This window comes from Candidatus Dormiibacterota bacterium (assembly GCA_035635555.1).
Taxonomy (GTDB): domain Bacteria; phylum Acidobacteriota; class Polarisedimenticolia; order Gp22-AA2; family Gp22-AA2; genus Gp22-AA3.
This window is the reverse complement of the sequence record DASQAT010000057.1, coordinates 23,171-39,765: the sequence shown is the minus strand read 5'-3', so window position 1 is coordinate 39,765 and position 16,595 is coordinate 23,171. Positions and strand designations below refer to the sequence as shown.

Annotated in this window: 24 protein-coding genes; 23 read left to right on the top strand and 1 reads right to left on the bottom strand. The window is 65.9% G+C overall.

Annotated features, from left to right (window positions below; all coding sequences use genetic code 11):
* Window positions 1-74: 74 nt before the first annotated feature.
* The 23 genes from VEW47_17560 to VEW47_17450 all read left to right on the top strand — a co-directional run bounded on the left by VEW47_17560 (window position 75) and on the right by VEW47_17450 (window position 15,393).
* A complete protein-coding gene (locus VEW47_17560) occupies window positions 75-491 on the top strand; it encodes a VOC family protein (GenBank protein ID HYS06987.1) in 417 nt (138 codons plus the stop codon).
* Window positions 492-576: 85 nt separating this feature from the next.
* Window positions 577-1,107, top strand: a complete 531-nt coding sequence (locus VEW47_17555) for a DUF1697 domain-containing protein (protein HYS06986.1) — start codon at window positions 577-579, stop codon at window positions 1,105-1,107.
* Between the two features lie 69 nt (window positions 1,108-1,176).
* Window positions 1,177-1,806, top strand: a complete 630-nt coding sequence (locus tag VEW47_17550) for a carbonic anhydrase (protein HYS06985.1) — start codon at window positions 1,177-1,179, stop codon at window positions 1,804-1,806.
* Between the two features lie 34 nt (window positions 1,807-1,840).
* Window positions 1,841-2,455, top strand: coding sequence for a hypothetical protein (locus VEW47_17545; GenBank protein HYS06984.1), 615 nt, complete (start codon window positions 1,841-1,843; stop codon window positions 2,453-2,455).
* 15 nt (window positions 2,456-2,470) lie between these two features.
* Complete coding sequence (locus tag VEW47_17540) at window positions 2,471-2,743, top strand: hypothetical protein (protein ID HYS06983.1); 273 nt, start codon at window positions 2,471-2,473, stop codon at window positions 2,741-2,743.
* Between the two features lie 138 nt (window positions 2,744-2,881).
* Window positions 2,882-3,331, top strand: coding sequence for a lipocalin-like domain-containing protein (locus tag VEW47_17535; protein ID HYS06982.1), 450 nt, complete (start codon window positions 2,882-2,884; stop codon window positions 3,329-3,331).
* Between the two features lie 38 nt (window positions 3,332-3,369).
* Entirely contained in the window at window positions 3,370-4,386 is a 1,017-nt protein-coding gene (locus VEW47_17530; GenBank protein ID HYS06981.1) for an SRPBCC family protein, read from the top strand.
* A 34-nt stretch (window positions 4,387-4,420) separates the two neighbouring features.
* Complete coding sequence (locus tag VEW47_17525; protein HYS06980.1) at window positions 4,421-5,125, top strand: DUF4386 domain-containing protein; 705 nt, start codon at window positions 4,421-4,423, stop codon at window positions 5,123-5,125.
* Window positions 5,118-5,588 carry a hypothetical protein gene (locus VEW47_17520; GenBank protein ID HYS06979.1) on the top strand — a complete coding sequence of 157 codons (471 nt, stop codon included), beginning with the start codon at window positions 5,118-5,120 and terminating at the stop codon, window positions 5,586-5,588. The genes VEW47_17525 and VEW47_17520 overlap by 8 nt, the downstream gene beginning before the upstream one ends.
* On the top strand, window positions 5,585-6,127 hold the full coding sequence (locus VEW47_17515) for a M15 family metallopeptidase (protein HYS06978.1): 543 nt from the start codon (window positions 5,585-5,587) through the stop codon (window positions 6,125-6,127). The genes VEW47_17520 and VEW47_17515 overlap by 4 nt, the downstream gene beginning before the upstream one ends.
* 110 nt (window positions 6,128-6,237) lie before the next feature.
* On the top strand, window positions 6,238-6,690 hold the full coding sequence (locus VEW47_17510) for a hypothetical protein (protein HYS06977.1): 453 nt from the start codon (window positions 6,238-6,240) through the stop codon (window positions 6,688-6,690).
* Window positions 6,691-6,712: 22 nt separating this feature from the next.
* Window positions 6,713-7,210, top strand: a complete 498-nt coding sequence (locus tag VEW47_17505; GenBank protein HYS06976.1) for a hypothetical protein — start codon at window positions 6,713-6,715, stop codon at window positions 7,208-7,210.
* A complete protein-coding gene (locus VEW47_17500; GenBank protein HYS06975.1) occupies window positions 7,198-7,596 on the top strand; it encodes a cupin domain-containing protein in 399 nt (132 codons plus the stop codon). Before VEW47_17505 ends, VEW47_17500 begins: the two co-directional genes overlap by 13 nt.
* A 26-nt stretch (window positions 7,597-7,622) precedes the next feature.
* A complete protein-coding gene (locus VEW47_17495; GenBank protein HYS06974.1) occupies window positions 7,623-8,243 on the top strand; it encodes a 2-hydroxychromene-2-carboxylate isomerase in 621 nt (206 codons plus the stop codon).
* Entirely contained in the window at window positions 8,228-8,500 is a 273-nt protein-coding gene (locus tag VEW47_17490; GenBank protein ID HYS06973.1) for a DUF4242 domain-containing protein, read from the top strand. The genes VEW47_17495 and VEW47_17490 overlap by 16 nt, the downstream gene beginning before the upstream one ends.
* A 6-nt stretch (window positions 8,501-8,506) precedes the next feature.
* Entirely contained in the window at window positions 8,507-9,250 is a 744-nt protein-coding gene (locus tag VEW47_17485; protein ID HYS06972.1) for an alpha/beta fold hydrolase, read from the top strand.
* Between the two features lie 25 nt (window positions 9,251-9,275).
* Window positions 9,276-9,773, top strand: a complete 498-nt coding sequence (locus tag VEW47_17480; protein ID HYS06971.1) for a nuclear transport factor 2 family protein — start codon at window positions 9,276-9,278, stop codon at window positions 9,771-9,773.
* A gap of 6 nt (window positions 9,774-9,779) precedes the next feature.
* Window positions 9,780-10,145: a cupin domain-containing protein gene (locus VEW47_17475; protein HYS06970.1), complete on the top strand. Its 366-nt coding sequence runs from the start codon at window positions 9,780-9,782 to the stop codon at window positions 10,143-10,145.
* A complete protein-coding gene (locus VEW47_17470; protein HYS06969.1) occupies window positions 10,142-10,555 on the top strand; it encodes a RidA family protein in 414 nt (137 codons plus the stop codon). The genes VEW47_17475 and VEW47_17470 overlap by 4 nt, the downstream gene beginning before the upstream one ends.
* A gap of 32 nt (window positions 10,556-10,587) precedes the next feature.
* Complete coding sequence (locus VEW47_17465; protein ID HYS06968.1) at window positions 10,588-11,403, top strand: phosphodiester glycosidase family protein; 816 nt, start codon at window positions 10,588-10,590, stop codon at window positions 11,401-11,403.
* 44 nt (window positions 11,404-11,447) lie between these two features.
* The gene (locus VEW47_17460) at window positions 11,448-12,857 is read left to right on the top strand and encodes a pitrilysin family protein (GenBank protein HYS06967.1); all 1,410 of its coding nucleotides are present in this window, start codon (window positions 11,448-11,450) and stop codon (window positions 12,855-12,857) included.
* Window positions 12,854-14,410 carry a pitrilysin family protein gene (locus VEW47_17455; GenBank protein ID HYS06966.1) on the top strand — a complete coding sequence of 519 codons (1,557 nt, stop codon included), beginning with the start codon at window positions 12,854-12,856 and terminating at the stop codon, window positions 14,408-14,410. The genes VEW47_17460 and VEW47_17455 overlap by 4 nt, the downstream gene beginning before the upstream one ends.
* Before the next feature lie 2 nt (window positions 14,411-14,412).
* The gene (locus VEW47_17450; protein HYS06965.1) at window positions 14,413-15,393 is read left to right on the top strand and encodes a histone deacetylase; all 981 of its coding nucleotides are present in this window, start codon (window positions 14,413-14,415) and stop codon (window positions 15,391-15,393) included.
* Here the strand turns inward: VEW47_17450 and VEW47_17445 are convergent.
* Window positions 15,359-16,591: a BolA/IbaG family iron-sulfur metabolism protein gene (locus tag VEW47_17445; GenBank protein ID HYS06964.1), complete on the bottom strand. Its 1,233-nt coding sequence runs from the start codon at window positions 16,589-16,591 to the stop codon at window positions 15,359-15,361. The genes VEW47_17450 and VEW47_17445 overlap by 35 nt on opposite strands.
* Between the last annotated feature and the right edge of the window lie 4 nt (window positions 16,592-16,595).

Genomic DNA, 16,595 nt, shown 5'->3' with positions numbered 1-16,595 from the left:
ACGAGATGCGCCTTGCCTTGTAGGACTCCGCCGCGCCGCTGAGCGCGACCGTCAGGCCGACGGGAGAAGACGTCATGAAGCGCACCTGGACGATCATCGGCGTAAGCGATGTGCCGAGTAGCTTCAAATGGTACCAGTCGCTCTTCGGCCAGCCCGAGAAACGACCGGACCATCCCTATTTCAGTCAGATCCTCGATTCGGACGGAACTGTTTTGCTCTGCCTCCACGAGTGGGGAGCGCACGAACATCCGTCCTTGATGAGCCGGGACGAGGCAACACCTGGCAACGGGCTCCTCTTGTTCTTTCGCGTCGACGATTTCGATATGTCACTGAAAAGGGCGCGCGCTCTCGTCGGTCGACTCGAAGAGGAGCCGCACGCGAACCCGAATACTCGGACAAAGGAGTTCTCGCTCCGGGATCCGGACGGATACTACGTCACGATTAGTGAGCTCTCTTCGTTCGAGTCAAGGGGCCACGCGGTGCCGGCCTGACAAACGCATGCAGCCGACCCACCGGACTCGAATCACATTTGCTTGCGCAAATTTGCCGCCAGGCGGCGCGACGAGGAGGGAACGCGTGGCACTCGTGGTTCTTCTGAGAGGAGTCAACGTCGGCGGTCACAGGACATTCCGACCCTCGACACTGGCCGAACGACTCAAGCACCTCGATGTTGTCAACATCGGCGCGGCGGGCACCTTCGTGATCCGGCGGCCAGTCACCCGGGCGAAACTCCGCGCCGAAATGGCACGCAGGCTTCCCTTTGAGGCGGAGATCATGATCTGCCACGGTCGCGAGATTGTCAGGCTGACGTCTCAGAATCATTTCGCGGACCAGGCCCTGCGACCCGATATCGTTCGTTTCGTGAGCATCCTGTCCAAACGCCCCCGCTCGATGCCATCGACGCCCATAAGCTTTCCTTCCAGCGGCAGGTGGCTGGTGAAGATCCTCGCGGCGGACAACCGGTTTGTCTTCGGCGTTTACCGACGCCAGATGAAGGCTATCGGCCACCTCGGCAAGTTCGACCGGCTCTTTGGGGTCCCGGTTACCACGCGCAACTGGAATACCATCACCACGATCGCCAGGGTGGTGGGTAACGGAGGGCTCTGATGGCGGCGTTGTCGCGCGCGCCGTGCTGCAGCTTACCCGGGGCGTCAGGCGGACGAGGATGAAACGTCGATGATCGCTGCCCAAGAAGCCCTCGAACGCTTGCGCGAGGGGAACCGCCGATTTGTGATGGACGTTCGTCGCCGTGACACACTCACTGGCCAGACGCGTCGCCGCGAGCTGGCGGCAGGCCAGGAGCCGTTTGCCATCATTCTCGGATGTTCCGATTCGCGGGTGCCGGCGGAGATCGTCTTCGATCAAGGACTTGGTGACTTGTTTGTCATCCGTGTCGCCGGGAACATCGTCGCCCCTTCTCAAATCGGGAGCGTCGAGTTCGCCGCGGAGCGTTTCGGCACTCGGCTCGTTGTGGTCCTGGGTCACACCGAGTGTGGGGCTGTTCTGGCAACCATCGAGGAGCTTGGGCGTCCCTCGGAGGGCCAGTCACGGAACCTCCGGTCGATCGTTGACCGTATCCGGCCATCCGTGGAAGCGTTGTTGATGGAGGAATTCCGGGATCAGGCGGATGCTCTCGTGCGGAAGGCCGTTCGGGCCAACATCCGCGTCTCGGCCGACCATCTGCGACATGGATCGGAAGTCCTTGAGCAGTCCATCCAGAAGGATGGGCTCCTCGTCGTGGGAGCCGAGTATTCGCTGAACACTGGAGTCGTTGACTTTTTCGACGGTGTACCCGGAGCCGGCTAACAACGCCATACTCAACGTGTGACGGGAGGCAATCATGGCGGACTCGAAGAGCAAACGCTTTGGGCTCGGCTGGACGCTGATAACGGCCGTGGGCCTGGGGGCCGGTATGGTTGCGGGCCTCATCCTCGGGGGGCCCATCGCAGCTGTCGTTGGCATGATGCTCGTTACGCCGGCTGTGACCTGTCTAGTCGGTGGCATTCTCGGTCTCAGCCAGTTGCACCACATGCGGTCCCTGGTGGCTCGGCCGTACCAGTGGGTAGTCGCAAGCTGCGTTGGGCTGGGTGCTGGTCTGGCGCTGGGAGTGGTCGTGGTGGAGCAGGGTGGGCGCGTCCTGACAGGGCATGCAATGAACGTCGCGCGCGTTGGAGTTCTCGGGAGGGCTTTGAGCTTTGCCGTCGTGGGCACTATCAGCGGGCTCTTGTTGGGCATGACGCAATCCTTGGTTTTGCGGCGCAGCGCGGTCCGGGTCCATGGTTGGGCCTCTGCGACAATTTTCGCGCTCGGCCTGGGCTTCCCATTGAGCTCGCTGGCGGTTGACACGCTGTTGGGTGGCGTGGTCTCGCCGCGGGGAGTCGTCGCGTTCGTGCTTCTCGCTGGTCTGATCCTTGGCGCCGTCACGGTGCGACCGCTGAGGCGCGCAGCAGGGTAGCCGGGGGCTGAATTCATGAGACCTCGTTGGGTCACCTCGGTCGGCGTATCGGGCATCATCCTGGGGAGTCTAGGTATCCTGGGTGCCATCCAGACTTATTACCTGCCTCAGCTTATCGTGGCGCAGTCGCGCATGCTCTCCCAGTCGATCGATCGCGGTGCCCGCTCGCCGGTGACGGACGCGATGCAGCAGCTCATGACTAGCCTTGTCGATAGTGTAACGGTCAACGCGCCGGCATGGTTCGGGACCTGGCTGGCATGTCTCAGTGTTGCGATGGTGCGTCGGTGAGTCTTCTGAAGATGGGGCCCTCATTGTATTCAGTCTCATGATCGATATTGTTCTGTTGGCTGTCGTCCTGGCAAAGAGCAGCAGGTCAGCCATGCAATACCCACCTCCGTTACCTGGTGGGCGGACGGGAGGCTCTCAATGAGGGAGAACGCACGCGATGCTCCACAGGGGCTTGTTGGTTCCTGGAGGCTTGTCTCGTACGAGGACAGGCCGGCCTCAGGTCCCGCAGTCTTTCCGTATGGCACCGAGCCGAAAGGGTTTCTTGTTTACGACGCGACCGGGCACATGGCGATTCAGATCATGAAGCAGCCGCATCCCAAGGTGGCCTCGGGCGATCCGTACCGAGTGACGCCTCAGGAGAAGGAAGCGCTCCTTGATGCCTACGCGGCGTACTTTGGCACCTACCGCGTCGATGCCGCCAGGGGGATCGTGGTTCACCATGCCGAGGGCGACCTGTACGGCCTCTTCATCGGCCGCGACGAAGAGCGACCGTTCGAGCTTACGGGCGACCGCTTGGTTCTCAAACCCCTCTGGTCCAAGAACGATCAGAAGTGGTCGGGCATTCGCGTGTTCGAGCGGGTCCTATAGGTCGAGGCGCGGGTGGCGGCTTTGGGGGGCGATTAGCAATGAGGACTGTCGAGGCCGCGATCGAGATTCGCGCGAGGCCGGAGGCGGTTTTCGATCTCATTCACGATTACGCGCGACGGCTGGAGTGGGATCCCTTTCTGAAGGAGGCCTGTCTTCTGGAGGGAGCGGAAGCGGCCGGCCCCGGGGTCAAGGCTCGATGCACCGCTCGAAACGGGTTCGGGGGCCTTGCCATGGAGACAATCTACCTATCCTTCGATCGGCCGGTCGTCGCTGCGGTGAAAATGACGAAGGGACCGGCCGTACTCGAGTCCTTCGCCGCCAGCCTCCGTCAGGAGGACGTCGGGTCTGGACTGACCCGCGTAACGTACCGGTTCAATTTCTCCACCAGGCCCCGCTGGCTTCGGGCGCTTGCAGGCCCAATCGCCTCGGTTCTCTTCCTGCGCGAGGTGCGACAGAGGCTCGAGGCGCTCAAGTCCTACATGGAGCGGCGCTCGGACGACCTCTACTCGCTTCCGGCCGACCTTCCCGCACCGACGGACGACGGGGCCTGCGGCCATTTGCCGGGTCTCGAGGTCCCGCCGCTCGATCTGCCGAGCACCGACGGCCGCTCCGTCCGTCTGGGCGCTTCTCCGACGAGGTGGTCGGTGGTCTATGCGTACCCGCGCACCGGGGTCCCGACCCAGGACTCGCCGCCAGGCTGGGACGAGATTCCGGGCGCCCGGGGCTGTACGCCTCAAAACTGTGCCTTTCGTGATCACTACGCGGACCTCCAACGCCTGGGAGCGACCGTCTACGGTCTCAGTACTCAGTCAACCGAGTATCAGCGGGAGATGGCTGAGCGGCTCCACCTGCCCTACCCGATCCTGAGCGATGCCCGCCTCGAGCTCACCCATGCCCTGCGACTCCCGACTTTCCGGTACGGAGACTGGACTCTCCTCAAGCGCCTGAGCCTGATTCTGGAGGGGTCACGAATTGTGCACGTGATCTACCCCGTATTCCCGTCCACCGCCGATGCGCCCGCAGTGACTGCCTGGCTCCGCGCACGTGTCGGTTGACTACCGCGTGCATCCGAAAGGAGACTGAGCGCGAATGATCGCGAAGAGGGACCGGGATCCGAAGCCTCCTCCGGAGGTCATGTCGTATTACGAGCGATTTCCCGAGGAGTCGCGACTCAGAGACAGACTCATCGTGTCAGGCGATGCTACAGCCACGGCCAATAATATTGTGGCTTCTCAGTTGCTCTGGCGCATAGGAATAGTCGGCGACCTTGTCATGCACGTGTGTGATGTGCCGTTGATGCTGATTTTCTATGTCTTGCTCAGACCGGTACACAAATATCTGGCGTTGCTTGCGGTGTTGTTCAATTTGATACAGAGCGCTGTCATGGTCGCCAACAAGTTGGCTCTCCTGGTGGCTTTGTTCCTGTTGGGAAGCGCGGATTATCTGAACGCATTCGAACCACACCAGCGACATGCTCTGGCGTACCTGTCTGTCAAGTCGGATGGATACGGTTTTGGCATCGGGTTGATATTCTTTGGTTGTGAGTGCATTGTTCTTGGATACTTGATTGCGAGATCGGGCTATCTGCCAAAGATTCTAGGCGTTTTGATGCAGATTGCCGGGGTGTGCTATCTGACGAACAGTTTTGCGCTGCTTCTGGCCCCCAAGGTCGCGAATGCGTTGTTCCCCGCCATTCTGGTTCCTGCCTTTATTGGGGAATTGTCACTGTGCCTCTGGCTGCTTGTGAAGGGCGTGAACGTGGCACGGTGGGAAGAGCGGGCAAGCCATGGGTGATCTCCTCAGACTCCTGCTCATGGCGGTCCTGTTCGCTCTCGGCGCCTGGGCTCATCTCGAGTTCGAGGCCCGTTCGATCCAGGCCGCCAGGGTGGCGGTGCTGTTGTTGCTTTCGTTGTGGGTCATGTTGTTCGTGACGGGGCTCACGGTGCGAAGCGCGGGCCCGCACCGGTTTCTGGCGCATTTTCTCGGGGGCGCAGCGTGGGTGCTCATCCCTTTCGCGATCGGTGTCGGAGTTGCGGAGGGGGTGCGGTCTCGAGACTGGTCGAGAGCGCTGCACGTCGGTGCGCTGGTCCTGGCCCTGGGGGCGACAGTGGCGGCATCGAACACCGGTTATCTTGGCCGCCTCTCCGACCGATCGGTCGATGTGCTTCGCTTCAGGCTGGTTCACCAGGTGCTTACGCCCGGAGTCCTTGCTGCGGCTCTGGTGAGCTGGCTCCGGCTGAATAGGGTCAGCGAGTGAGGACCGACGAACCTTACGACGCGCGCGTGGCGCGGACCTTGGCGGACCTGGGGATCCCTGCTTCCTACGGCGTGGACAGACACATGCCGTCTTATGCCGAGGCCAAGAACCTCGTGTCGGTCGGCGTGGACATCTACGGACGGGACCGGCAGCTAGCGCCCCACGCCGCCGGCCGGTGGAGCGGGCTCCGGGCCGCGGCGCAGCAGGATGGCGTCGCGCTGCTGCTCGTCTCGGCCTTCAGGAGCCTGGAATACCAGCGGCAGATTTTCGAGCGGAAGATCAGAGCCGGCGAGTCACTCGAGGGCATTTTGAAGGTGAACACGCCTCCGGGCTACAGCGAGCACCACACGGGCAGAGCCGTCGACCTCGCGACGCCAGGCTGCCCGCCGCTCACCGAGGAGTTCGAGACGACCGTGGCATTCGCCTGGCTCGTCCGGCACGCGCATCGCTTCGGTTTCGCCATGACGTATCCGCGCGGAAATCGGTTTGGAATAGCGTACGAGCCATGGCACTGGGCCGTGCTGGAAGAAGCCGGCTGACAACCCGCCGCAACAGAGTCAGGGCGCAGGGTTATACTCGGGGACGATCGACGATTCAGAGCGAGAATCAGCGCTGAGAAGGGCGGTCCGCGGTGACCGGGCGGGACGCTTTGACCTTCGTCAAGAAGCACGGCGTCGTGCTCATGGCGGCCCGCGGCGCCGTCCCGAGCCTGGTGGAAGCGATTGCCGGCGAGCCTGTCCGGGGCAGCTGGTGGGGCCATCCGATGTCACGTCACATGTATCAGGTGTTCGACGCGGTGCGCGACTCGGAGCAGGTGCTGGTGTGTCGGCTAGCGGGTGGCAAGGTGACGTTCGTGCATCGGCGGCTGTGGCCGGCGCTGGTGCGTCTCGCGAGCCGCTTGCCCAAAGGCGGGCTGGCGGCCATCCGCGAGGAACACACGGCGCGAGGCCATCATCGGACGGTGGTGACGCCGTTTCCGCGTTGGGTACCGAAGGACGTCCTTGCCCGCTCGAAGCGACTGAGCGTCGAGGCGGCCGTGTCGAAGGTCGGTGCCGGGTTGTTGCTCAAAGTGTCAGGGCCAAAGTTCGAGCGGCGTGCCTAGGAGACCGCGGGAGATCGAGGTCTTGGGAATCCACCGGCACTGGTCGACAGGCGCCCTGTTCGAGGCCGGGTGGGCTCCCGCCGCGGTCTTCGTCTTCCACATCCTGCTGTCCCGGATGCTCCGCCTCTACGTGGCCCACCCGACCGCCGACATTGTCATGCACCTTCTGGGCGGACTCGCCATCGCCTTTTTCTTCTGGCGGGCCGGCGTTCTTGCGTCGGAGGCCGGGGTCATCGGCGGGATCAACCGGACCGGCATCGGAGTCGTCGTGTTCGGTCTCACCTGCGCCGCGGCGGTGTTCTGGGAGTTTGCCGAATACCTGTCGGACCATTATTGTGGGACGAAGACGCAACTGGGACTGTCGGACACGCTCGGGGACATGTTGTGCGGCATCATTGGCGGCAGCGCGTTCGTCTTTGCGATGGGCCTCCTGGGCGGCGGGCTGCCGCGCTCGCCTGGCACGACCCGGCCTGGACGTGAGGAGAATCGTGATGGAGGAAGAGGACAATGCAGATTCTGACGAAGGCCAAGGCCCCGCGCTACTGCAGGCCGGAAGGGATCACCTCGTACCTGCTCGCTTCACCCCGGACCTCCCAGGCCCACCACCTGACCACGACGCTGGTCCAGATCGAGCCGGGGGGCGAGCAGCGGGTCCACAGTCATCCGCCCGAGCAGGTGTATTTCATCCTCGAAGGGGGCGGTCTCATGACCGTCGGGACCGAGACGCAGACGGTGGGCACAGGTGACTGCGTCTTCGTCCCCGCGGACACCCCCCACGGCATCCGGAACGAAGGGCAGGTGGTCCTGCGGTATTTCAGCGCGGCTGCCCCCGCCTTCGACACGAGCGAGCTGCTGTCGCTCTGGTCGCTGGGGAGCGAGAGCGAAGAGCTGGCTCGACCGGAGTGAACGAGCCCGGGTTGAGGGAGAGTGTCGTGGCACCGGTTCAATTCTGGTTCGAGTTCGCGAGCACCTACTCGTACGTCGCCGCGCTGCGGATCGAGGCGGTCGCCGGCTCCCGGGGCGTGCCGTTCGAGTGGAAGCCGTTCCTGCTCGGGCCGATCTTCCGGCGCCAGGGATGGAACGACTCGCCGTTCAACCTGTACCCCGCGAGGGGCCGCTACATGTGGCGCGACGTCGAGCGGCTCTGCGGCAAGCATGGTCTGCCTTTCAAGAAGCCGACTGTGTTCCCCAGGAACTCCGTCCTGGCCGCACGGGTGGCGTGCGCCGGGGCGGGCCAGGGCTGGCTGCCCGGGTTCGTGCGCGGCGTCTACCGGGCGAACTTCGCGTACGACCGCGACGTCTCGGACGCGACGGTCATTGAAGAAATTCTGGGGACGATCGGCCAGCAGGGCGCCCGCGTGATCGGGCTGGCGATTTCGGCCGAGAACAAGGAGCGGCTCCGTCGCGAGACCGAGACGGCCTGGGACCTGGGGATCTTCGGCGCTCCGACGTGCGTGGTCGGAGGGGAGCTGTTCTGGGGCAACGACCGGATGGACGATGCGCTCGACTGGTACACCACAAAAGGAGGAGGAGGAGCATGCCCAAATACGTGATCGAGAGGGACATTCCCGGCGCCGGAAAGCTGACCGCGCCGGAGCTGCAGGCGATCTCCCAGAAGTCCTGCGGCGTGCTGCGGGAGATGGGGCCGCAGATCCAGTGGGTTCAGAGCTACGTGACGGACGACCGGGTCTACTGCGTGTATATCGCGCCGAACGAGGAGGCCGTCCGCAAGCACGCCCAGAAGGGGGGCTTTCCCGCGAACCGCATCTCGCGGATCCGGACGGTGATCGACCCGACGACGGCGGACTGAGCCGGCGTGCGGCGGGCGCTCCGGGTCCTCGTCCTGCTCGCGACCCTGGGGGGGCTCGGCTTGGCGCGGGCCCGGGCCGCGGAGGCATCCGTGCCTGAGCGGGACATCGTCGTGCTGCTCCATGGTCTGAGCCGCTCGCCGCGCTCGATGAAGAAGCTCGAGACGGCGCTCGCGCGGGACGGCTACGAAGTCGTCAACATCGGGTATAGCGCGGGGCGAAGGAGGATCGAAGACCTGTCCGGCGACCTGGATGCGCGGCTGACGGAGCACAAGCCGACCGGGGACCGGCGGGTGCATTTCGTGACCCATTCGTTCGGCGGGATCCTGGTTCGCTATTACCTGAAGGAGCATCCGCTGCCGAACGTGGGAAGGGTCGTGATGCTCAGCCCTCCGAACGGCGGGAGCGAGCTCGCCGACCTGCTGCGGAAGATCCCGCTGGCCCGCAGGGTCGCGGGGCCGAACCGCCCGCGGATCGGGACGGATCCCGACGGCCTGCCGGCCCGCCTCGGTCCGGTCGCGTTCGAGCTGGGCGTGATCACGGGCAGACGGAGCATCAACCCGATCTTCTCCGCGCTGATTCGCGGGCCGGACGACGGGTTCGTGGGCGTAGAGAGGGCCAGGATCGGGGGAATGACCGACTTCCTGGTCGTCCCGCGCACGCACGCCTTCATCATGAAGAGTCGTGGAGTGATACAGCAGACCCTGAAGTTCCTGCGGGAGGGATCCTTCGATCACCCGAAACGCGCCTGAGGAACGGCGCAGGGAGAGCGCAATCATGGCACGCGCAGGGAACGTCCTGATCCTGATGGCCGTCGTCATCGGCGCCGTGGCGGCCGTGCGAGCCGCGGACAGCGGGCCGGCCACGCGGGAAGAGATCCAGCGGTTCGTGCGGGCCTACATCGACGCCAACAACGGGGCCGACCCGACCGCCATCCTGGACATGGTGAGCCGGAAGCCGGAAGTGTCCATGGCCGAGATGGGGTCCATCAATCGCGGCTGGGATTCGATCCGCGCCGAGCTCGACAAGCTCGCCGGGACGCAAGGAACGCACACGGTGTCGCTCGGGACGATGGACATCACCCCGCTGGGCCCCGGCTACGTCCTGGTCGTCGCGTCCATGAGCGTCGACCTCGCGGCAGGCGACAACCAGGCGCAGCTGCGGGGCGCGATGACTCTGGTCCTCGAGAAATCGTCGGGAAAATGGAAAGTCCTGCACGAGCACGACAGCCTGCACTTCCCGATGGGGGACGTCCTGGGCGACGGCCAGGACTGACGGCCGATGGCGCAGATTACGATCAGACGTTTCGAGAAGGCGGACGACGGCCGCGACTTCGAGAAAGGACGATTCGACTTGGTGACGATCGGCGGACTGACCGTCGGCCGCGCCGCCTACGAACCGGGCTGGAAGTGGTCGGTGCACGTAAAGCCGATCGCGAAGACCTCCTCGTGCCGGGTCGAGCACGTCGGGCTCGTCGTGTCGGGCCGGGCGATGGTCGTCATGGACGATGGAGAGGAGGTCCTGCTGAAGCCCGGAGACCTGTTCGCCATCCCCCCGGGGCACGATTCCTGGGTGGTGGGGGACGAGGCGTACGTGTCGCTGCACCTTCTGGGCGCCGACGCCTACGCGAAGCGAGCCGCCGAATGACGGAGCGAATCAGAGTGTCGAGCGGGACGCGCTGGGAGCCGCTGGTCGGCTACTCGCGCGCCGTCCGTGTCGGGCGGCACGTGCACGTTTCGGGCACGACCGCCACCGACGCCGAAGGACGGATCGTGGGCCCGGGGGACGCGTACGCGCAGGCGGCGCAGACGCTGCGGAACATCGAGTCGGCCCTGCGGCGGACCGGGGCGCGCCTGGACGATGTCGTGCGCACGCGTATCTACGTCGTCCGCATGGACGACTGGGAGGCGATCGGCCGGGCCCACCGCGAGGTCTTCGGATCGGTGCGCCCGGCCACGAGCATGGTCGAGGTGCGCCGGCTGATCTCGGAGGAGATGCTGGTCGAGATCGAAGCGGAGGCGATCGTGCGCGGCCGCCGGGCGGAGGAGGGGTCCTGAGACGGATCGCGGGAGCGGCCGCGGCCGGTCTCATGATGACCGTCGCCGTCGCCGGCGTGCCCGCGGAGCGCCCGTCGCCGCCGGGTGCCGCCGAGCAGAAGAAGCAGCCGGCCCAGGCCTGGAACCCGCTCGAGCCGGGTCTCGATCTGGGAGAGTTCCCGGCCACGCACCCCTCCGAGCGCGGCGACTCGATCGTGAGGGTCCTGCGCGTCGATCCGAATCGTTTCGACCTCCGTCTCATGAACGCGTCCGCCCCGGATCAGGAGCGGGCGCTGACCGCGAGGGACTGGTGTGTGCGCGGCGGCCTGGTGGCGGCCATCAACGCCAGCATGTACCAGACCGACCACCGCACCAGCGTGTCGCTGATGAAGACGACGACACACGTCAACAACCCGCGCCTGTCGAAGGATCGCACCATCCTGGCCTTCGATCGCCTCGACGCCTCGGTGCCGTCCGTCTCGCTCATCGACCGGGACTGCGACGACTTCGAGACCCTGAGGGGCAAGTACGGCACCCTCGTGCAGAGCATCCGGATGATCTCCTGCCGGGGGACGAACGTCTGGACGCAGCAGCCGCAGCGCTGGAGCACGGCGGCGATCGGCCGGGACGGGCGCGGGCGCATCCTGTTCATCCACGCGCGCTCGCCCTACAGCACGCACGATCTGATCGACATCCTGCTGGAGCTGCCGCTGGGTCTCGCGCGCGCCATGTACGTCGAGGGGGGGCCCGAGGCGCAGCTGTACGTAAACAGCGGGGGGCTCGAGCGCGAGTGGGTCGGCGGCGACGAGAATCGCCGCGCCTGGCCGGTGCCGAACGTGATCGGGATCGCGCGCCGGGCGGCCCGCTGAGCGTGTGCTAAGATCCCCACGCCACGCGTGAAGGAGAACCCCGAATGTCCGACCTGCTGAAGCTTCTTGCCGCCCTGGGCGTGGTCGTCCTGGGCACGCGACTCTCCGCCTGGGGCGAGGAGATGCCGAAGGGCGGATCGAAGGTCTTCCCGTACCCCGTCAACGTCACCGTCCTCGAAAACGGACTCAAGGTGATCGCGGTGCCGTTCGACAGCCCCGGCCTCGTCGCCTACTGGACCGTCGTGCGCGCCGGGTCGCGCAACGAGATCGAACCCGGCAAGTCGGGATTCGCGCACTTCTTCGAGCACATGATGTTCCGCGGCACCGAGGCTTATCCCAAGGACAAATACAACGCCATCCTGAAGGAGCTTGGCGCGGATCACAACGCCTTCACGACCGACGACTACACGGCCTATCACGTGCTGGCTCCCGCCACGGGCCTCGAGACGATCATGACGATCGAGTCGGACCGGTTCAAAAACCTGAAATATACCGTCGAGGACTTCAAGAAGGAGGCCGGCGCCGTCCTGGGCGAGTACAACAAGAACGCCTCGAACCCGTTCCAGACGCTGAACGAGAAGATCCGCGACACCGCCTTCACCACGCACACGTACAAGCACACGACAATCGGCTTCCTGCGCGATGTAAAGGACATGCCGAACCAGTATGAATACAGTCTGCAATTCTTCGATCGCTACTACCGGCCCGAGAACTGCTCGCTTCTGGTGGTGGGGGACGTCGATCCGAACAGACTGGTCGAGCTGGCGCGCAAGAACTACGGCTCGTGGAAGCGCGGCTCCTACCAGGTCGAGATCCCCGACGAGCCGCCCCAGGCGGAGGGGAAGCGGACCGAGGTGGACTGGCCGAACCCGACTCAGCCGTACCTTTATGTCGGCTACCACGGACCGGCGTTCTCCGACACGCAAATCGACATGCCGGCTCTCGACCTGGTCTCACAGCTCCTGTTTTCGGACGCGGCCCCGCTGTACCAGAAGCTGGTGAACGACGAGCAGGAAGTCGATCTGCTGTTCGGCGCGGCGTCCGACCACCGCGACCCGTACCTGTTCGAGATCGCGGCGCGCGTCAAGAAGCCGGAGCGCGTCGCCTATGTCGAATCGACCATCACCGCGGCGATCGAGGATCTGAAAGAGACGCCGATCGCCGCCGACCGCCTCGACAAGGTGAAGTCCCACTTGAAATATTCCTACGCGATGGGTCTGAACACGGCCGGCTCCGTGGCACGCGGTCTGGCCCACTACATCGCCCTGACGGGCGACCCCGAGGCGGTCAACCGGGTGTATGCGATCTACGATCGGGTCACGCCGGAGGACGTGCGGGCGGCGGCGCGCAAGTACTTCGTGAGCAGCGGCCGCACCGCCGTGACGCTGAGCCACAGGGAGGGGGCGGCCGGGGGCGCTCCGGGTGGAGCGGGCGCGGCCGTGGCGGCCCGATGAGGCGGCGCCTGGTGCCGCTCGCCGTCCCCCTCGCCGCGCTTCTCGGCGTCCTCCCTGCGGGGGCGGCGGACTCGAAGGAGAAGAAGACGATGAAGCCGATCTCGAATCCGGCCGCCGGCTCGCCGCTCAGGACGAGTCTCCTGCCGAGTCCCTCTTCGCCTCTCATCGCGTTCCGCATCCAGTTCCGCTGCGGGGCGATCAACGACCCGGCGGGAAAGGAAGGGCTGAACGTCCTCACGGCGATGACCATCGCCCAGGGGGGGACGAAGGACCTGACCTACAAGGAAGTGACCGAGCGCCTGTACCCCATGGCCGCGACCATCGACGCCATGGCGGACAAGGAGGTCACCACCTTCATCGGCAGCGTGCACCGCGACCACGCGAAGGCGTATTACGACCTTCTCACGTCGGTGCTGCTGCGCCCGCGCTTCGACGAGAGCGACTTCAAGCGCAGCCGCGACGACCTGGTGGCCGCCATCGAGACCAACCTGCGAGGCAACGAAGACGAAGGGCTGGGGAAGGCGACCCTCGACTGGACGATGTACCGGGGGCACCCGTACAGAAACCTCGACATCGGCACGGTGCAGGGGCTCAAGTCGATCACGCTCGACGACCTGAAGGCGCACTATCGGAAGTTCTACACGCAGGGGAACGTCGTCCTGGGAGTCGCGGGCGGATATCCCGACGGCATGATCGAGTCGCTGAAGACGGACTTCGCCACTCTGCCCCAGGGGGCGCCGCCACTCGTGGCGCTTCCGAAGCCGAAGCCGCTCTCGGGCATGGAGGTGACCCTGGTCGAGAAGCCCGCCCCGGCGACGGCGATCTCGATCGGTTTCCCGATCGGCGTGACGCGCGCCGACAAGGACTTCTACGCTCTTCTGGTGGCGAATTCGTACCTCGGCGAGCACCGCACCTTCAACGGCCGGCTGATGAACAAGATGCGCGGCGATCGCGGTCTCAACTACGGAGACTACTCGTACACCGAGAACTTCATCCAGGACGGCGGCAGCACCTTCCCGCTCACGAACATCCCGCGCCGGCAGCAGTTCTTCAGCATCTGGATCCGCCCGGTTCCGCCCGTCAATGCCCTGTTCGCGCTGCGTCAGGCGACGCGCGAGCTGAAGATGCTCGTGGACCGCGGCCTCAGCGCGCAGGACTTCGAGGCGACCCGCAAGTACCTCCTGAACTACTCGCGTCTGTGGGCGCAGGACCAGAGCCGCCGGCTCGGCTACCAGCTGGACTCGGAGTTCTACGGCACGAAGTTCTTCATCGACCGGGTCCAGGAGGAGCTGGCGCGTCTGAAGCTCGAGGACGTCAACGCCGCCGTCAAGCGCCATCTGCAGGCGGCGAACCTGGCGGTCGCCATCGTCACCGAGAACGCCGCGGCCCTGAAGGAGACGCTCCTGTCCGGAAAGCCGACGCCGATCACCTACCAGACCCCGACCACGAGCGAGGCGCTCCTCAAGGAGGACAAGGAGATCGAGTCGTTCCGTCTCCCCCTGAACCGGGAGCGCCTGCTGATCGTCAAGGCGCAGGAGCTGTTCGAGAAGTAGGCGTGAAGAAGAGCGAGCCGGTCGCCTTCGTCTTCCACGAGGACTGCCTCGGGCACTCGAACGGGGCCGGGCATCCCGAGCGCCCGGAGCGCATCGCGGCGATCCGGGATCATCTGAAGAGACACGGTCTCCTCGACCGGCTGCTCGTCATCCGACCCGAGCCCTGCCCCATCGACCTCATCGCGCGCGTCCACACCCGCGAACACATCGAGTCGATCCGCCGGGCCTGCGAGCGGGCCCCCGTGCAGCTCGACCCCGACACCGCCGTCTCCTCCGGGTCGTGGAACGCGGCCCTGCTGTCGGCCGGGGGCGCCGTGGCGGCGTGCGACGCGGTCGTGTCGGGGACGGCGCGCGCCGCGTTCGTGTGCACCCGGCCGCCCGGGCACCACGCCGAAAGCGACCGCGCCATGGGCTTCTGTCTGTTCAACAACATCGCGGTCGCCGCGCGGCACCTTCAAGAGAGGCACCGGCTGGGGCGCGTCCTGATCGTCGACTGGGACGTGCACCACGGCAACGGCACGCAGCACATGTTCGAGGACGACGACAGCGTCTTTTATTTCAGCACGCACCAGTACCCGTTCTACCCCGGGACCGGCTCGGCCCGCGAGAGCGGCACCGGGCGCGGCGCGGGCCACACCCTGAACTACCCGATGCTCGCCGGCTCGGGGGACGAGGAGTACATCCAGGTGTTCCGGGAAGTGCTGCGCCCGGAGATCGACCGCGTGCAGCCCGAGGCGATCCTGATCTCCGCTGGGTTCGACGCGCACCGCGACGACCCGCTGGCCGGCATGGCCGTGACCGAGAAGGGGTACGCCGCCATGACCACGATCCTGAAGGAGGCCGCGGACAGGCACTGCGACGGCCGGATCGTTTCGCTCCTGGAGGGGGGCTACAACCTGGAGGCGCTCGGCGCCTCCGTCGAGGCGCACCTGCGCGCCCTGGGCGCCTTCAACGGACCGGCTCGCCGGGAGCCAGTGTCCTGAGCCCGAGGGCGTGGATCTCCCGGCCGATCATCTCCCGCAGAGCGTCGTTGACCATCCGGTGACGATCCAGGAGGGGCTTCCCCTCGAACGCCGCGGAGACGACGACGACCTCGAAGTGCCCGCCACCCGCCGCGGCCCCCGCGTGCCCGGCGTGCCGCGCGCTGTCGTCGTGGATCTCGAGGTGCACTGGGGCGAATCTCTCGCGCAGGATCGCCTCGATACGCTCGCGCACGGTGGAGGCGCCCGTCGCCGCGGACAAAAGCGGCCGCCCGACCCCCTGCGCGATGGCCCGATCGTAGACGAGAGAGGCGGCCGCGAGGTCTTCCAGGCCGACACCGATCGACTTGAACAGCGTGATCTCGTGGTCGTCCCGCCGCCCCGGCTTCGCGCCGACCACGACGTCCTTGAGCTCGGTGGCGCGCTCGATCGGCGCCCCGCCCCCGACGGCGAGCAGGTCGCCCGCCTCCAGACGCGCCTGGTCGATCGAATCGACGACGATCAGGCCGGCGCGACCGACCGCCTCTTCGTCGAGCTCGCGGCGATCCGCCCTGTTGCTCCCCACCGCGTTGAGGTGAGTCCCGGGCTGCAGCCATGCCCCCTCGAGGACCGGCTTCGCCGACGACGTGGCGGTCACCACGATGTCCGCGCCGCGCACGGCCTCCTCGGCCGATTCGCACGGCACAGTCTTCACGCCGCACGCCGCCTCCGTGTCCCGGCAGAACTCACGCAGACGATCGCGGTCCCTGCCGAAGGCCCGGATCTCCTCGAGCCGCCGCACGATCGCGACCGCCTTCGCCTGACCGCGCGCCTGCCAGCCCGTCCCGATGATCGCCAGCGAGCGCGCCTCCTTGCGCGCCAGCCACCGCGAAGCCACGCCTGAAGCCGCGCCCGTGCGCGTCTGCCCGAGCCGGTCCCCCTCGATCACCGCCAGCAGGCTGGAGTCCGTCGCGTCGAACAGCAGAACCACGAATCGCGCCCCGCCGCGCGACGTGGCGTAAACCTTCGCGGCCAACCTTCCCCAGACCTCTGACCCCGCCGCCAGCGCGTGCAGCATCGCGCCGCGCACCACCGCCCGGGCCCGCGGCCTGTTGTCCGCACGCCCCTCCCCCCATTGGCGGAATACGGCCTCGACCGCTTCGATGCAGGCCTCCATCGGAAGCAGCCGCGCGACGTCATCCTCAGTCAGATAGAGAGTCATGGCA

Coding starts and splice junctions, on each gene's coding strand:
- VEW47_17560 (HYS06987.1), top strand. CDS start 75: ATGAAGCGCACCTGGACGATCATCGGCGTAAGCGATGTGCCGAGTAGC.
- VEW47_17550 (HYS06985.1), top strand. CDS start 1,177: ATGATCGCTGCCCAAGAAGCCCTCGAACGCTTGCGCGAGGGGAACCGC.
- VEW47_17545 (HYS06984.1), top strand. CDS start 1,841: ATGGCGGACTCGAAGAGCAAACGCTTTGGGCTCGGCTGGACGCTGATA.
- VEW47_17540 (HYS06983.1), top strand. CDS start 2,471: ATGAGACCTCGTTGGGTCACCTCGGTCGGCGTATCGGGCATCATCCTG.
- VEW47_17535 (HYS06982.1), top strand. CDS start 2,882: ATGAGGGAGAACGCACGCGATGCTCCACAGGGGCTTGTTGGTTCCTGG.
- VEW47_17530 (HYS06981.1), top strand. CDS start 3,370: ATGAGGACTGTCGAGGCCGCGATCGAGATTCGCGCGAGGCCGGAGGCG.
- VEW47_17525 (HYS06980.1), top strand. CDS start 4,421: ATGATCGCGAAGAGGGACCGGGATCCGAAGCCTCCTCCGGAGGTCATG.
- VEW47_17520 (HYS06979.1), top strand. CDS start 5,118: ATGGGTGATCTCCTCAGACTCCTGCTCATGGCGGTCCTGTTCGCTCTC.
- VEW47_17500 (HYS06975.1), top strand. CDS start 7,198: ATGCAGATTCTGACGAAGGCCAAGGCCCCGCGCTACTGCAGGCCGGAA.
- VEW47_17490 (HYS06973.1), top strand. CDS start 8,228: ATGCCCAAATACGTGATCGAGAGGGACATTCCCGGCGCCGGAAAGCTG.
- VEW47_17480 (HYS06971.1), top strand. CDS start 9,276: ATGGCACGCGCAGGGAACGTCCTGATCCTGATGGCCGTCGTCATCGGC.
- VEW47_17475 (HYS06970.1), top strand. CDS start 9,780: ATGGCGCAGATTACGATCAGACGTTTCGAGAAGGCGGACGACGGCCGC.
- VEW47_17470 (HYS06969.1), top strand. CDS start 10,142: ATGACGGAGCGAATCAGAGTGTCGAGCGGGACGCGCTGGGAGCCGCTG.
- VEW47_17465 (HYS06968.1), top strand. CDS start 10,588: ATGATGACCGTCGCCGTCGCCGGCGTGCCCGCGGAGCGCCCGTCGCCG.
- VEW47_17460 (HYS06967.1), top strand. CDS start 11,448: ATGTCCGACCTGCTGAAGCTTCTTGCCGCCCTGGGCGTGGTCGTCCTG.
- VEW47_17455 (HYS06966.1), top strand. CDS start 12,854: ATGAGGCGGCGCCTGGTGCCGCTCGCCGTCCCCCTCGCCGCGCTTCTC.
- VEW47_17445 (HYS06964.1), bottom strand. CDS start 16,591: ATGACTCTCTATCTGACTGAGGATGACGTCGCGCGGCTGCTTCCGATG.